Annotated in this window: 7 protein-coding genes, 1 tRNA gene and 1 rRNA gene; 7 read left to right on the top strand and 2 right to left on the bottom strand. The window is 39.1% G+C overall.

The genetic code is table 11. The features are described 5' to 3' along the window. The first annotated feature begins 167 nt into the window (after positions 1-167). The 4 genes from J4N25_RS07920 (at position 168) to J4N25_RS07905 (ending at position 9,685) form a co-directional block, all read left to right on the top strand. Positions 168-3,206 (top strand): SusC/RagA family TonB-linked outer membrane protein, encoded by a 3,039-nt coding sequence (locus J4N25_RS07920; RefSeq protein WP_207421657.1) that lies wholly within the window; start codon positions 168-170, stop codon positions 3,204-3,206. 8 nt (positions 3,207-3,214) lie between these two features. Then, entirely contained in the window at positions 3,215-4,711 is a 1,497-nt protein-coding gene (locus J4N25_RS07915) for a RagB/SusD family nutrient uptake outer membrane protein (protein ID WP_207421656.1), read from the top strand. A gap of 514 nt (positions 4,712-5,225) precedes the next feature. Then, positions 5,226-8,309, top strand: a complete 3,084-nt coding sequence (locus J4N25_RS07910) for a SusC/RagA family TonB-linked outer membrane protein (protein ID WP_207421655.1) — start codon at positions 5,226-5,228, stop codon at positions 8,307-8,309. Positions 8,310-8,320: 11 nt separating this feature from the next. Continuing rightward, complete coding sequence (locus J4N25_RS07905) at positions 8,321-9,685, top strand: SusD/RagB family nutrient-binding outer membrane lipoprotein (RefSeq protein WP_207421654.1); 1,365 nt, start codon at positions 8,321-8,323, stop codon at positions 9,683-9,685. Positions 9,686-9,724: 39 nt separating this feature from the next. On the opposite strand, the gene J4N25_RS07900 is transcribed toward J4N25_RS07905, so the two are convergent. After that, positions 9,725-10,948 (bottom strand): OmpA family protein, encoded by a 1,224-nt coding sequence (locus tag J4N25_RS07900; RefSeq protein WP_207421653.1) that lies wholly within the window; start codon positions 10,946-10,948, stop codon positions 9,725-9,727. 40 nt (positions 10,949-10,988) lie between these two features. Further along, entirely contained in the window at positions 10,989-11,891 is a 903-nt protein-coding gene (locus tag J4N25_RS07895; RefSeq protein ID WP_207421652.1) for a S66 peptidase family protein, read from the bottom strand. Positions 11,892-12,139: 248 nt separating this feature from the next. Here J4N25_RS07895 and metG point away from each other — a divergent pair, with 248 nt between their 5' ends. The 3 genes from metG to J4N25_RS07880 form a co-directional block, all read left to right on the top strand. Beyond that, entirely contained in the window at positions 12,140-14,203 is a 2,064-nt protein-coding gene (gene metG / locus J4N25_RS07890; RefSeq protein WP_207421651.1) for a methionine--tRNA ligase, read from the top strand. 122 nt (positions 14,204-14,325) lie between these two features. Next, positions 14,326-14,400, top strand: a tRNA-Arg gene (locus J4N25_RS07885). A gap of 1,129 nt (positions 14,401-15,529) precedes the next feature. Continuing rightward, positions 15,530-15,608 (top strand): 16S ribosomal RNA (locus J4N25_RS07880); the annotation flags it as partial.

The raw sequence follows: 15,608 nt of genomic DNA, 5'->3' as shown, positions 1-15,608 counted from the left end.
CCTTGTTTGTTATTTTTTTTAATTTTATAATTAAAATGTCAATCGGTTCGCATTTTTTTAATATTTCTAAACGAAAGTGGCTTTGTTTTTCAAAAATTTAGGAAACTTTAATTTGCGAGAGTAGAATAAAGAGTACATTTTTATAACTTTAAACACATAGATAAAAAATGGGCAAATTTTTATCCTGTTTACTTCTTGTGCAACTGATAGTTATTTCTGCTTTCGGGCAGCAGAAAAACATCAAAGGCAGTGTTATCTCAAATGACAACAATGAAGTTTTACCAGGAGTGAGTATTAAGGTTAAGGGGAGTAAAACAGTTACGCAGACAGATGCGGACGGGAATTTTCAAGTAGATATAGCCGGAAATAGTGAACTAGAGTTTGCCTATGTAGGTTATCAAACTTTGACTGTAAGAGTGCGGGAATCAGAAAGCTCTATTAAAGTTGGATTGATTCCTAACGATGCCTCTTTAAAGGAAGTGGTCATTACAGGTTACGGCAGGGAAAAGCGTCAGCAATTTTCAGGGGTAGCCGCCGTACTTACTGCACAACAAATTAACCAGGTGCCTGTAGGGTCTTTTGAGCACGCATTACAGGGACAAGCTTCCGGAGTTTATGTAACTGCAGGTTCGGGACAACCTGGCTCGGCTGCAAGATTAATTGTGAGAGGTGTCAGCACCATTAATGGATCTACTAACCCTTTGTTTATTGTCGATGATGTTCCTACAGAAAGTACTATTGTTTATGCCATTAATTCGGCCGATATACAATCCGTAACTGTTCTTAAAGATGCTGCGGCTACTGCTCTTTATGGATCCAGAGGTTCAAATGGTGTGGTAGTTGTGACTACCAAGCGTGGAGCCGTTGGCCCTTTGAAGTTCAACTATAATTCTCAGCTGGGGGTGAGTGTGAAGAATAATGATAATTATAGTATGATGACTTCAGCGCAGCGTCTTCAATTTGAAGAAGAGGTTGGTATTGAATCGCCGGATACCTGGAGAAGCGTAAGTGTACCTGGTTGGAACTTTTCAGATAGAAATCCTGCAAATTTGAATCTTTCTGATGCCGCAAAGGCTGTCAATGCGCGGATCCTTGATAGTTTAAGGAATATTAATACTGATTGGCGGGATGTTTTTTTCAGGAACGGTAAGTATCAACGCCATAATGTGAGTGCTTCAGGAGGTACTGATAAAATTAGGTTTTTCAGTTCTGGAGAGTATTTCGATCAAGATGGAATCGCTGAAGAATCTTATATGAAGCGTTATGCTTTTCGTACTAACCTTGATTTTACCGAAAAAAGATTTTCTGCTAATGTAAGTCTTGGTTTAGGATATTCAAGGACAAGCGGAATTGAGAATGAAAATAATTCTTCTTCCTTTAATCCTTTTGCTTCGGTTTATTATGCGCTTCCTTACGAACAACCCTATATTAATGGTGTGCTTTATCATCCTGGGAACGCTGGTTCGGCTCCTAATCCAATTTTAGATCAGCGCGAAGGGTCTTCTGCTATTGAGCGAATGCTAGACGCAACAAGTGCAAGTGACCTTATTAAAGCAATGTTTACCACAAAGCTTCAGTATAAATTAACAGATGATCTTTACGCTACCACAACCTTTGGTGTAGACTTTCGTGATTTGGATTATATCAGAACTCTGTTGACCAGAACTGTACCCACTTCTCAAGCAAAACTTGGTTCTTATACGGAAGTGGTAAATAGGAATTTACAATATGTCTCGACTTCTGGAATTAATTATAAAAAAAGCTGGGCCGATAAACACCAACTAGACTTAAAAGGACTATTTGAGCTTAATCGTCTAAAGTATAAATCGACCACCTTCGTAGGTAATGGCATTAACCCTAAATTACTTGGGTCGCCCGCAGGAATTCCTAATTCTACAACGGCGCCCTCTATGGCTACAGGTAGCAGAACCCAGAGTGCGCTAGTTTCATTAATTGGTCTTGCTACCTATAATTATGATAAGAGATATTCTATAAATGTTAATTACCGATATGATGGATCTTCTGTAGTGGGAAGAGATAATAGATGGACAGGTTTCTATTCGGCTGGATTAAGTTGGAATGCAAAAGAAGAAGAATTTTTAAAGGACATTTATTTTTTAGATGGGTTGAAATTCCGTGGTAGTTATGGTAAAACAGGTTCTCAGTTCCCGGGAAATTTTAATGCCTTTTCTACCTATGAGACAACTAAGTATAGCGGGGCAACAGGAATTGTAGCTAATTCGCCGGGTAACTCTGATTATAACTGGGAAATTACACATCAACTAAATTTTGGGACAGATTTTTCTCTACTTAAAAACCGGATCTACGGGTCGTTCGACTGGTATAATAAAACCTCTTCAAACTTATTTATTGATCAACCCCTGTCTTCCACCTCAGGCTTTATTACATCAAGGATAAATGCTGGTAAAATGAGGAATAGAGGAATAGAAGGTGAATTGTTCGGTGACATTGTGAGTAAGAAAGACTTCTTCCTAAGGATAGGTGCTAACTTTAATTACAATAAAAATAAAGTACTTGATCTGGGTCAACTTAGTGATTTTATTGTTGGAACTACTATTGTTCGTGAAGGTCTTCCCTTCGGTACACAATATGCCGTGAAATGGGCGGGAGTCTTTATGCAAACTGGCGACGCAATGTATTTTAATAGAGATGGAACTATTACAAATACGTACGATCCAGCTAATCAGAACGTGACTGGTTTTGGTTCTTACATCCCTCCTTTTGTTGGTGGTTTTACTTCAAATATTAAATACAAAGATTTCTCGTTAAATGCCTTGTTTTCTTTTGTAAATGGTTATTACCGATTAAATAACGAGCCGCTTTATAATGAGAGCCCTTCGTTTGCGACCTCAAACAAATCAACTGCTATTTTAAGAAGATGGAGAAACCCGGGGGATATAACGGATATACAGCGATATGATAGAAATAGCGCACGGAGATTATCCTCCAAAGATATTGAAGATGCATCCTACATTCGTTTTCGAAATTTGACTCTTGGTTATACGATCCCTCGGAATTTAAGTTCAAAATTGAGGGTAAGGAATGCAATGGTGTATTTGCAGGGACAGAACCTGTACACATGGACGAAATGGACCGGCTTCGATCCAGAGGACAATAATAATATATCCATGTTTGAATATCCAACAGCCCGCACTTTTTCACTTGGACTGAACGTTAATTTTTAATAGACGGTATGATTAACAGATACATAAAAAACATGATTGCAGGTGCGGTATTACTTACAGCCTCGGCATGTAATAAAACCTTAGATATCTTACCTACTGATACCATTGTGGCAAATGTCGCCATTCAAAATATGTCTGATTTAGAACAGGCAGTTTCAGGAGTATATGGCGCGATGGGAAATACTAATGTTCAGCATAGGACGGTCGGTAATGCTGATATTATTATTAGCTCCTTGATGTCGGATGAGAATTATTTGCCCACGGAGAATGTCTCCGGGAATGGTGTAAATATGTATAAGTGGCTACTTCATCCTGACGAGCAAAACACCTGGGCAAACTGGGGAAGCTCCCTTACTCCTACTAATCCAGTTGTTTTCACAGGGTCCAACTATGCTGTGATTGATCGTGCTAATAGAATACTTCGTGTTATTGATGGGGTGCCAACGGTAACCAATGATGAAATCCTACGGAAAAGCAGATTGAAAGCTGAACTTTTAACCATACGGGCTTTTTGCCATTTCCGTGTGTTAAAGAGCTATGCTGAAAGTTACGAACCCCAGGCTCTTGGAATACCTTACATGGAAATGGTAAACGATGCACCAGGGGCGGTAAAACCTTCTCGTCTAACAGTTAAACAGAGTTTCGACAAAATTGAAGGTGATCTTGAAGCTGCACGAAATCTTTATCCTGCGTCTACCATTACTGATGTAACACGCTTATCCCGGGTTGCTGTATATGCAATAAAGGCGCGTGTGTTCTTATACGAAAAAAAATGGGACAGTGCTGCTGTGGCCGCAACTGAAGTGATTAATGCCGTTCCTCTGTCTACCCGGGCACAATTCCCAGGAATTTGGACTGATGCAAATAATGCTGAGGTAATCTGGAAACTTAAAAAAGATATCGACAATGATCGTATAGGTTCATTTTACAGAACTTCTGCTGGGGTAGTTGAATATGCTGCTTCACCCAAACTTATTAATTCCTTTGACCAGGCTGCTGATGTTCGCTTCGGTTCCTATATCAAAATTGACAATACACGTGGGGCTAATAAAACGCCTTATCTGGTTAATAAATACGCTTATAATACAACCACTGTTGGTCTTGCCGATTTGAAGTTGCTGAGGGTGGCAGAAATGTATTTGATACGGGCAGAAGCTTATGCAGAGAGCTCAAGCGGTTCGGGTGGTATTACTTTAGCAAATAATGATCTTAATACATTACGAAGTGCAAGGATCGAAAATTATTCGCCTACAAGCTATACGTCTAAAGATAATCTTATTGAGGAGATCTATTTGGAGCGTTTCAGGGAATTAGCCTTCGAAGGGCACCGGTATTTCGACTTAAGAAGACGAGCAAAGGATATTGATAGAAGCATTCAGGCTCCAGATGATGCGGGAGGTTCGAGAAAGGTTCTAAAAGCTACGGATCGTGAGTATTATCTTCCCATCCCAGGTTTTGAGCTTAGAGCTAATGAGAATATGGTTCAAAACCCTATTTATAGATAAACTTTAATAGCGAGATTAAGAGGCCCTTACTTATGGTGAGGGCTTTTTTTATTTCTGCCAGTCCTATCTGTTTGTAATGGCAAGGAAGGGCATAAAAGTAGCTTCGCTTTATTTATCCTATTTTATTAAAAAAAGTCCTTTGATTTAGCTCCTTCCCCTTAACCTGTTCAATTAGCAAATTACTTAAAACCGAAAACCTTTAAGGTGTGTTAAAGTTGTATAGTTAAGATACAAGGCCTATTCTGATCAAACAAGTGACTTAATAATTACAAAAAAAACCTTTTTTGCCGGCTGAATCTATAAGAAATAGAAAAATTAGTGCGTTTAATCATTTTTTGTTACTGAAATAAGGGAAACCTTTGAGAAATAGTTCACATTCTTTAACTATATCTTATGTAGTTCATACTAAAGTTTGTTAACCTTTGAGATATTAGTAAAAAAAATATAAAATATTTTCCAGTTTTATATTTTATAGCATATATTTATAATTCGATCATTAATTTAAAAAGAGAGTATGAGAAAAAATCTATTTAGTTTCTTTCTCTTGCTGCTATTTATTACTAACGTAATTGCGCAAGAGCGTACCATTACCGGTACAGTAACGGACAAAGGTGACGGGCTACCGTTACCCGGAGTGAGTATAAGGGTGAAGGGTGGTACAACAGGAACACAAACAAATGCAAACGGTAAGTATACCCTAAGAATTCCCGGGGATAATACTGTCATCGTTTTTAGCTACATCGGCTATTCCAATCAGGAAGTAAATACTGGAACAAGAACGGTGGTAGATGTTGCATTAGGAACAGATGCAACACAACTTGGCGAAGTTGTTGTAACAGCTTTGGGTGTTACTCGTGCTGAACGTTCAATTGGATATTCTGTCTCTAAGGTTTCGGGAGAAGAGCTGACTAAGTCAGGCGAGCAAAATGTAATTCAAGGCTTAGCAGCAAAAGCTACTGGGGTTCAGGTTACTTCTTCTTCTGGTACACCTGGTGCATCTTCGAAAATTGTACTTAGAGGTCCTGCTACATTTTCTGGTGATAATCAACCTTTAATTGTTATTGACGGCGTTCCTGTAAACAACGACGTAAATAACGAAACAGCAGGTGATGATCCTTATAATGGTAACTTGTATGGAGTACAACTCTCTAACAGGGCAATTGACATCAATCCCGAAGATATCGAATCTGTTAGCATATTAAAAGGCCCTGCAGCAGCAGCCCTTTATGGACAAGCAGCTGGTAACGGAGCTATTATTTACACTACCAAAAGAGGAAAAGCTAGAAAGGGAGTTGGAATAACTTTTAGTAGCTCAGTTGAGCTTCAGAACGTTAATAAGTTGCCTGAGTTACAGGAAAGGTATGGGCAAGGAGCTAACGGAGCTTTTGCTAATACTACTCCAAATAGCTGGGGGCCCGATTTATTAGCGACAGGAGCACCTACTTTTGATAATTTAGATGCTTTCTTCAAAACAGGAACCTCTTATAACAATAATATCTCGCTTAACGGAGGCAACGAAAAGACTACCTTTAGGTTGTCATTTGGAAGTACGAACATGGAGGGGATTATTCCAAATTCAAAGTTCGACAGATACTCATTACGTTTAACAGGAGATTCAGAGTTGAGTTCCCGGATTAAGGTAGGGGGAACGGTGAACTTTACCAGTTCGATTGCTAATAGATCTCAAAATGGTTCAAATTTATCAGGTGTAATGCTTCCGTTATTGCGGATGCCTATTGGTTTTGATATTAACAATTACCAAAATCCTGATGGCACAAACAATAATTATTTCGCTAATTATGATAATCCATTATTTTCCTCATATCGGAACCCTTATAAAGATGAAACGAATAGGGTATTTGGGAATGTTTATGGAGATGCGAAGATAAGTGATGTATTTACGCTATCATTAAAAGTAGGGTCAGATGCTTATGGTACATTAGGGGACCAAATTTACGCCTTTTCATCGAGAGGAAATGATTACGGAGATGGCTCCGGACAGGTTAATAGAACGAATGTTACTTTTAGAAACCTCTATTCCGATCTACTACTGAAATTTGACAAGAAATTCGGTAATAATAATTTCAGAGTAAGTGGTTTGCTAGGAGGAAATATTAATTATTCCCAATTCCAGTCTTCATTTCAACGAGGAAGGAACATCTCAATTCCCAACTTTTATAACTTCTCCAACTTTAGTGAGTTATACGTAAGTAATAGGGATAATTACCAACGGAGCAGAGCGCTTTTGGCTGATGTTACTTTAGATTATAAGAATCTATTATTTCTTACTTTAACAGGAAGAAATGAATGGTCTTCTACGTTTGGCAAGAACAGTGATGGTTTCTTTTATCCTAAGGCGGACTTATCCTATGTATTTTCTCACTTATTAAAAAACAGGGATATTGTATCCTACGGGAAAGTAAGGTTCGCTTATTCTAATGTCGGTATTTCTCCATCTGTATATGCTGATAGAACGTACTATAGTACTCCTACAATCGCGGATGGTATGACGAATGGTTTCAGTTTCCCTTACTTTGGGCAAACTGGATTTGCGATCTCAAATGTAATCAGTGGTTTTGGTCTTGTACCTGAAAGGAATATTGGAAAGGAAGCTGGCTTAGAAATGAAGTTCCTCAATGAGCGAATTGGTTTAGATCTTACCTATTACAACCAAACCTCTAAAGACCTGCTTTTGTCGCAGCCTGTTGCTTCTAGTTCAGGGTTTGCTTATAAGTACAATAATATAGGCAAGATTAGAAACCAGGGACTTGAAATTGGATTAAGTGGTGATGTAATAAAAACTAAAGACTTCAACTGGAATGCCGTAGTAAATTGGTCTAAAAATAAAAATGAGGTATTAGAGCTCGCGCCTGGCGTGACTGAATTACAGGTAGGAAGCGGATTTTCAGACCCACAGTCATTCGCTATAGTTGGAAAGCCGTTCGGCGTATTCTATATGTCCAAGTTCCAAAGAGATGAAAGCGGCAACCTTTTAATAAGTCCTTCATCAGGTCTTCCCTTAAAGGAAGCTACTCAAAGTGAAGTTGGTAATCCATTACCAGATTGGTTAATGAACATCAATAATACATTTAGCTACAAAAACGTGTCTTTCTCATTTCTTTGGGATATAAGGAAAGGTGGTGATATATGGAATGGTACATGGCAAAACCTTAACTTTAGAGGAAGAACAAAGGAATCTGAGGCTAGAGATCAGACATACATTATCCCAGGCGTTTACGCTAGTGGAGCTAACGCTGGTCAGCCAAATACAACCCAATTGACTGGTTTTCAATATTTTTCGAACTATTTAGGCGGTGGCGGACAGTCAAATGAATTATCAGTTCAGGATGGTTCATGGGTTAGACTTCGTAGCGTGAATCTTTCATACAGATTTAACGCTCCAAAGATTTTAAGTCGGGCTTCAGTTCAATATGTAGAATTAGGGGCTAACCTTCGAAATGTTTTGTTATTCACAGATTACAAGGGCGTAGATCCTGAAACTAGTTTGACCGGTTCAGATCAGAACCTTTCTGGCTTAGATTATTTCAATAACCCAAGTACTAGATCTGTAATTTTTAATTTAAGAGTTGGATTTTAATAAGAAAATAAATGAAAAATAAATATATAGTAATCCTGCTCGCACTATTTATTTTTAGTGCCTGTAGAAAGGGAGACGAGTTATACATTAGTCCTAATGAAGCGTCTAATCCTACTCCCGCAGTAATGTTAACAGCATTAGAAGTAAATACATTTCAAAATGCTGAAGGTGAATTAGCAAGGCTTGCTTCTACCCTCGTTCAACATACGGCAGGTGCTACAGCCCAATATCAAGCATATCAAAATTATGATATAACTGAAGGAGATTTTAATAATCAATGGGAAGGGCTGTATTCTGGCACGCTCATGAACGCGAAACTGCTTATGGAGTCTACCTCAGAAGCTAATCCACATTATGCCGGAATAGCCAGGATTTTAATGGCTTTAAACTTAGGTATTGCTACTGACCTTTGGGGAGATGTTCCCTACTCAGAAGCATTGCAAGGCATGACTGGCAATTTTACTGCTAAATACGATCGGCAGGAAGACATTCTTAATTCAATCCAGTCGCTTCTTGATAATGCCATATCAGATTTAGCTCAGCCGGAGAGTGCGAATGTTATAACTCCGGGCTCTGACGACATTATTTTTGAAGGGGATACAGAACTTTGGACTAAGGCAGCATGGACATTGAAAGCGAGATATGCAAACAGGCTTTCAAAGAAAAATCCAACTGGGTCCGCGACAAATGTATTGACCTATCTATCGAAAGGGTTTGCTGCTATGGACGAGAACCTTGAAGCAAAACATAGTAGCGAGAGTTTGAACCAATGGGGTGCATTTCAGAATCAAAGGGCTGGTAATCTCGTCGTTAACCAGGTTTTTATTAGTTCAATGCAATCAAATTCGGATCCAAGGCTAAGCTTTTTTGTATCTGAAGCAAAGGGAGGTGGATACGTCGGTGGAAATCTTGCCGATGAGCAAATCAACACAAATGCTTCTACTATAGGCAAGTTCTTCAAAGTTGACCAGAACTATCCTATTCTGACTTATTATGAGGCAAAATTCCTTGAGGCTGAAGCTAAGGTGAGACTTGGCCAAGATGCTTCTGGTGCATTGAATGAAGCTATCAGGGCATCTGTAAATTATGTTACAAAAGGCGCGAATAATGGCTCTTCAATTGCTACTTATACAGCATCGACTGCAAATTTGCAGAACGTAATGACTGAAAAGTGGAAGGCAATGTTTGGGCAGTTAGAGGCTTATAATGATTATAGAAGGACGGGTATTCCAAGTTTAACTCCTCGACCAGGAGCTGCTGGAGCTATTCGCGAGTATATTCCTGTAAGGTTCCCAACGCCTCAAACAGAGAGACAAAATAATCCCAATGCTCCTATTATAGAACTTAATGTTCCTGTTTGGTGGGCTACTAATTAAGATGTAAAGAAGAGGATGGAGCTCACGCCCATCCTCTTTCTATTTTTGAACTACCTCTTCCTCTTCCCTCGACTGCAATTCAATCTCCACCCTTAAATTCTTCATTGCCTCCTTTTGAACTTTTGAAGTAGTTAGCGGTTGTTTTCCTCCTTTACCCATACAAGACAAGCGATCTTCTTTAATTCCACTTGCAATCAGACGCTTTTTAACGGCGGTAGCCCTAAAGAAGGATAGTCGTTGCAAATAGCCCTGCTCGGTAAAAGGATTACTGTTCGTATGCCCTATGATGCGAATGTCATAATCCGGATAGGCTTTTAGAAACTCAATTAAACGACTTATATCTGGATAGGAATTTGGTAAAATGAGATCTTTATTTGGGGCAAAATGTATATTGAATAATATTGCTTTGTTACCAGCAATTACCGGATCAAGATTAAAGTTAACTGTATCTATCTTTTGATTTAACTCAACATCTTCTGTTGCAAATAAATAGCCGCCGTGTTTGGCAATAATATTTATTGGCCTGTTTATTGGCACTGATATAATATAGTTCCCGGAGGAGTTTGCTACTGTTTCACTTAGTTGGATACCTGTAGAGTCATCCTCGCAAATAACCTTTCCAGCCAAAGGCTTCTTTGTACTACTGCTAATTATCTTGCCGCTTAATTTAGCAGTTAAAGGGATCTGGTTGGATAGTGAACTCTTGAAGGAAAAGCCACTGCCGTTGTGATAAATGTTGTCGATAACAAAGGCAAGCGTATCTCCTTTTTTAACATCCAATGGTTTCGAGAAACTTCTTCCTGGCCCAGGTACTGCGTAGGAGTTTTGATAGCCCTCTTTCATTCCTGTTTTGCCAGACACAGCGGGGTCTGTTCTGGAGATATTTGATCTTACTGGTCGGGCGATGTCTTTCGTAATTTCCTTAGCTAACTTATGGGAATACTTATAGATCATCCAGTCGAAATCGTCCCCTTCACTCTTAGGTGATATTTCAAAAGTCAGACATCCATTGGCGCCAATTGGCATTATAAACCATACAGTGTTCTTCTCTTCTTTAAATACAAAGGAAGCTCTATAGGCATTTTTAGGAAATTCCTGAATTGAACCATAACCTAAAGGGGAGTTGGTAAAGGAATAGTTTATATTAGGATGGATAAGGATTGCATGACTCAAATCCCCTGCACTCTTAGTAATTTTTAGAGTTTGGGCGCTGCATGAAAATGCAGTTGCAACTAATACCACAATAGCGGAAATAATGCGCATTAGAATATAAATTTTCGATACGAGGAAATTAGGTCTAAACTCAGAACCTCAGCTGAACACTTTCAGCAGAGACATTTAAATATACATTTTTTCCGAAAATAATTGCGTGATTATCAGAAAGATGGCCAGCTGGGAATCCGAAGCAAATGGGGTAATGATACTCTTGGGCAACGTTTAGTATAATTTCTTCCACGTTTTGTCCAAATGGATCATCGTTATCTTTGATACCGGTAAAACCTCCTACTATTAATCCTGCTAACCCTTCTAGTTTTCCAGATCTTCTCAAATTCCACATCATACGATCCACTGCATATAAATATTCCCCCACGTCTTCTATAAAGAGTATTTTGCCTTTAAAATCCATCTCCGACACTGAACCCATCATCATTACAAGTAGTGATAAGTTTCCTCCGATTAAAGGAGCTGTGACTTCACCTAAAGTATTATAGGTATTAGGATCCAATAAGTATTCCAAAGATTCTCCGAACAAGGCTTTCCGAAGAGACTCGAGGGATGGTTTGGTTGCATCGGGAACATTTAAAGGCATTTGGCCGTGAATAGTAGGAATATTAAGGTTGTGTATATGGCTATGCAGGACAGTGATATCGCTGAAGCCGATAAGCCATTTTGGATTTTGGCTGAACAAAGAGAAGTCAACCTGATCAATAATTCTAATGGTTCCATACCCGCCACGAGCTGCAACAATCGCTTTTATTTCGGCATCATCAAGAAACCGTTGCAAATCTTTCGTGCGTAACTGATCATCGCCTGCAAATTGATAGTGAGATGCATACACGGTTTCACCAAGAACAACCTCCAAGCCCCAACTTTCTAATAAGGCAATAGCAGAGTGGATATCATGAGGAAGTTTTTTAGCAGGACAGGTAATGGCGATCTTATCGCCTTTCTTTAAGTATGGAGGGGTGTTTAATGTGGATAGCATAGCATTAAGTTTAGCATTATGCAGATGAGAACCTTAGTTCAATATCGCTTTTGTTCGTAACCGGTTAAAGGTACTAAAGTTAGAAAAACTTGTGCTACCTACACCTGGATATCTATTAATTGGATGTCGTTACAATTCGCCCATTCCCGGTTCCTTAGGTCCAACACATACAGACTTTACAGAAAACTCTATAGTTTGAGCACTTGTTGGCTTCAAATAGTATCTTTGCTTTTTTTAAATAGAATTCAATGTCGGAATTAGATAGATTTAAAAGATATACTGTTACCTCTGCTTTGCCTTATGCAAATGGGCCTCTTCATATCGGCCATTTGGCCGGAGCTTATATTCCTGCTGATACCTTCGTTCGCCATCTGCGACTTAAAAAGAAAGATGTCGTTTACATCTGTGGATCTGACGAGCATGGAGCTGCAATTACAATTAAAGCGAAGAAAGAAGGTACAACACCTCAGGAGATCATTGATAAGTACCATACTATTATTAAAAAGAGCTTTGAGGAGTTCGGTATAGCTTTTAATATTTATCACCGCACTTCGTCTCCGGTTCATCATGATCTGTCTAAGGAGTTCTTTCTGAATCTTTATGAGAAAGGAGAATTCGTTGAGAAGGAGTCTGAGCAGTACTATGATGAGGAGTTCGACCAATTTTTGGCAGACCGTTATATTGTAGGAACTTGCCCAAATTGTAAGAGTGACGGGGCTTACGGGGATCAATGTGAAAAATGTGGAACTTCTCTGAATCCAACCGATCTTATTAATCCAAAATCAACCTTAAGTGGCAAGCCTCCTGTTTTAAAAACAACTAAACACTGGTACCTGCCATTAGATAAATATCAGCCATGGTTGGAGGAATGGTTGCTTGAAGGGAAGAAGAATAAGTGGAAAACGAATGTTTACGGGCAGTGCAGCTCCTGGCTTAAATCAGGTCTTCAGCCTCGATCTATGACTCGTGACCTCGATTGGGGTATTGATGTTCCTTTGGAAGAAGCGAAAGGTAAAAAGCTATATGTATGGATGGATGCTCCCATCGGATATATTTCTGCCACCAAACAGTGGGCGGAAGATAACGGTAAGGACTGGCAACTCTATTGGAAGAAGCAGCAGAATGAAGAGGACGAAACCTGCCTGATTCATTTTATTGGTAAGGATAACATCGTGTTCCATTGTATCACGTTCCCTTCTATTCTTCATGCGCATGGTGAGTATGTATTACCACAGAATGTTCCAGCGAATGAGTTCCTGAACCTGGAGGGAGATAAGTTATCTACTTCAAGAAATCACGCTGTTTGGTTGCATGAGTACCTGGAGGAGTTCCACGGGAAACAGGATGAATTACGCTATGTTCTTACTTCAATTCTTCCGGAAACTTCTGATAGTGAGTTCACCTGGAAGGATTACCAGGCAAGGGTGAATAATGAGCTCGTTGCTATCCTTGGAAACTTTGTGAATAGGGTGATGATCCTGATGCACAAGTATTATGAAGGAAAGCTTTCCGGAGCTGGATTAAATGATAGAGATCTGAATGCCGAAGTAATCAAAGCCTATAGTGATATAGAGGAAAGCATCGAGACTTATAAGTTTAGACAAGCATTAGCTTCTTTAATAGATCTGGCCCGTACCGGGAACAAATATCTGACAGAGAAAGAGCCTTGGAAGACCTTCAAAACTGATGAGGAAGGTACGCGCGAGGTTTTAGAGAACTGTTTGTATCTAATAGGACATCTGGGGCGACTAATGCAGCCTTTCTTGCCAAATGCATCTAAAAAGGTATTTGGCATGCTGAACCTTGATAAAAAAGTTCTGTTCTATGACGAAGAGATTAAGTTCGGGAATGGTCACCAGTTAAATGCCGCTTCACTACTTTTTGAGAAGGTGGAAGATGATGTTATTGAAAAGCAGCTTCAGAAATTAGCTAAGAAAGCAGAAGAAACTGCAGCAGCTAAGCCGGTTGAAGTGGTTCCTGCAAAAGAAAATATTAGCTACGAAACCTTTTCTACCATGGATATTCGTGTAGGAACAATCCTGGAAGCAGAAAAAGTGGCTAAGACTAAAAAATTATTAAAGCTTAAAATAGATACGGGGATAGATCAGCGGACTGTTGTATCAGGTATCGCTGAGTTTTTTGAGCCGGAAGCGATTATTGGTAAACAAGTTAGCATCTTAGTTAATCTGGAACCAAGAGAAATTAAAGGGATTTTATCGCAGGGAATGATCTTAATGGCTGAGGATGTGGATGGGAAGTTGAGTTTTGTATCCCCTTCTGCCACTGTAGGAAATGGTTCTGTAGTGAGGTAAATTGATTTTAAGTGCAAATTGATTTAGAACTTTAATTAAAATTTCTGCACATTTGCAATCTCGATAAGCGATAGGTGTTAAGGTTAAATCGTAAATCCGAAATCACTCATTCGTAATCAGATGGCCCTGTAGTTCAACGGATAGAATAGGCGTTTCCTAAACTCTAGATGTGGGTTCGATTCCCGCCGGGGCTACCAGACCGGAAAAGTGAAATAAATCTTCGCTTTTCCGGTTTTTTTGTTTATGGAATTTAGTGTTGTTAGTAAAGAAGGTTCTTCCTGGGATAAAGCTCTATTCTGGTTATTGTACTTAATATAGTTAGGCAGTCCTATTAGGTGACATACCTATAAAGGGTATTTAAGTATTGATGATAGCTGCGAGAGATACGCGGTATTCTACTCTTCGTTTGAAAAGATTAGGTATCAAGTGTACCAATTAGTGGATTTGATACTGCTTTGCCTCCTATTAAGATATATCTCATAAGTAGCAAAAGCATAGATAGTGCATAGATGGAGCATAGATGAAGCACAGATAAAGCATAGATAGTCCGATGGAAAGCACTAAATAAGTAGTAACAACAACAATAAGAAAAAATGAAGATCCATGATACTAAAGGACAAAATCCCCTCGTTTAGGAATAGGTTTTACAGGAATGAGAGATCTGATGGGGGGAAAACCAACACTAACACGCAGATCATCAACTTGTTTTAAACTATTTTAAAAAACAGCTTGACGGCTAAAGAAAAAACTCCAACCTTTGCAGTCCCAAAACGAACAGGGCTGGGAAAAACGGAAGAGCGCAAGGCTTACCGGAGTTGAAAGAAGAGAGAAAAAAGAAGGCAAAAAGAATTTTAAAATTGTTCTTGCCAGATTAAAAAAAGATTCTCACCTTTGCAGTCCCGAAACGGGAAGGTTTGAAAGCAAAAGCAAAACGCTTTAACGATACTGAAAACCAGCAGAGAGCAAGTTTAAACGAAGAAAAAAAATCTTCAAATAAATTTGCAGAGAAACAAAAAACTTCTCATCTTTGCAGTCCCAAACCAAAAGGGTCGCCGAAGCGCAACGCAGAAAGCGAAAGTTGAAAAAGTAAAATCAGTGAAATCGCCAGGTCAAATCGGTGAAATCAATTGAAATAAAGCCGAACCGAGATGGAGAGGCGCAAAAGTTCTTAAAAAGAAATAATCATGTAGCATAACGGGAAGGAAACTTTTCGTTAGAAAATTTATCCAAAATCAATTCCCTCGGATAGACAAAATTAGTCAGAGCAATCTGACATCAAACGATTCTATTTGAGATATAATAGGGTCAGAGAAACAAACATTCATTACAATGGAGAGTTTGATCCTGGCTCAGGATGAACGCTAGCGGCAGGCCTAATACATGCAAGTCGAACGCGATTGGGGAG

This window comes from Desertivirga brevis (genome assembly GCF_017355835.1).
The sequence above is the reverse complement of the archived record's forward strand: the minus strand, read 5'-3'. Positions and strand labels throughout refer to the sequence as shown.

Bases quoted from the DNA above. Each gene is read 5' to 3' on its own strand.
- J4N25_RS07920 (WP_207421657.1), top strand. From the start codon at position 168: ATGGGCAAATTTTTATCCTGTTTACTTCTTGTGCAACTGATAGTTATT.
- J4N25_RS07915 (WP_207421656.1), top strand. From the start codon at position 3,215: ATGATTAACAGATACATAAAAAACATGATTGCAGGTGCGGTATTACTT.
- J4N25_RS07910 (WP_207421655.1), top strand. From the start codon at position 5,226: ATGAGAAAAAATCTATTTAGTTTCTTTCTCTTGCTGCTATTTATTACT.
- J4N25_RS07905 (WP_207421654.1), top strand. From the start codon at position 8,321: ATGAAAAATAAATATATAGTAATCCTGCTCGCACTATTTATTTTTAGT.
- J4N25_RS07900 (WP_207421653.1), bottom strand. From the start codon at position 10,948: ATGCGCATTATTTCCGCTATTGTGGTATTAGTTGCAACTGCATTTTCA.
- J4N25_RS07895 (WP_207421652.1), bottom strand. From the start codon at position 11,891: ATGCTATCCACATTAAACACCCCTCCATACTTAAAGAAAGGCGATAAG.
- metG (WP_207421651.1), top strand. From the start codon at position 12,140: ATGTCGGAATTAGATAGATTTAAAAGATATACTGTTACCTCTGCTTTG.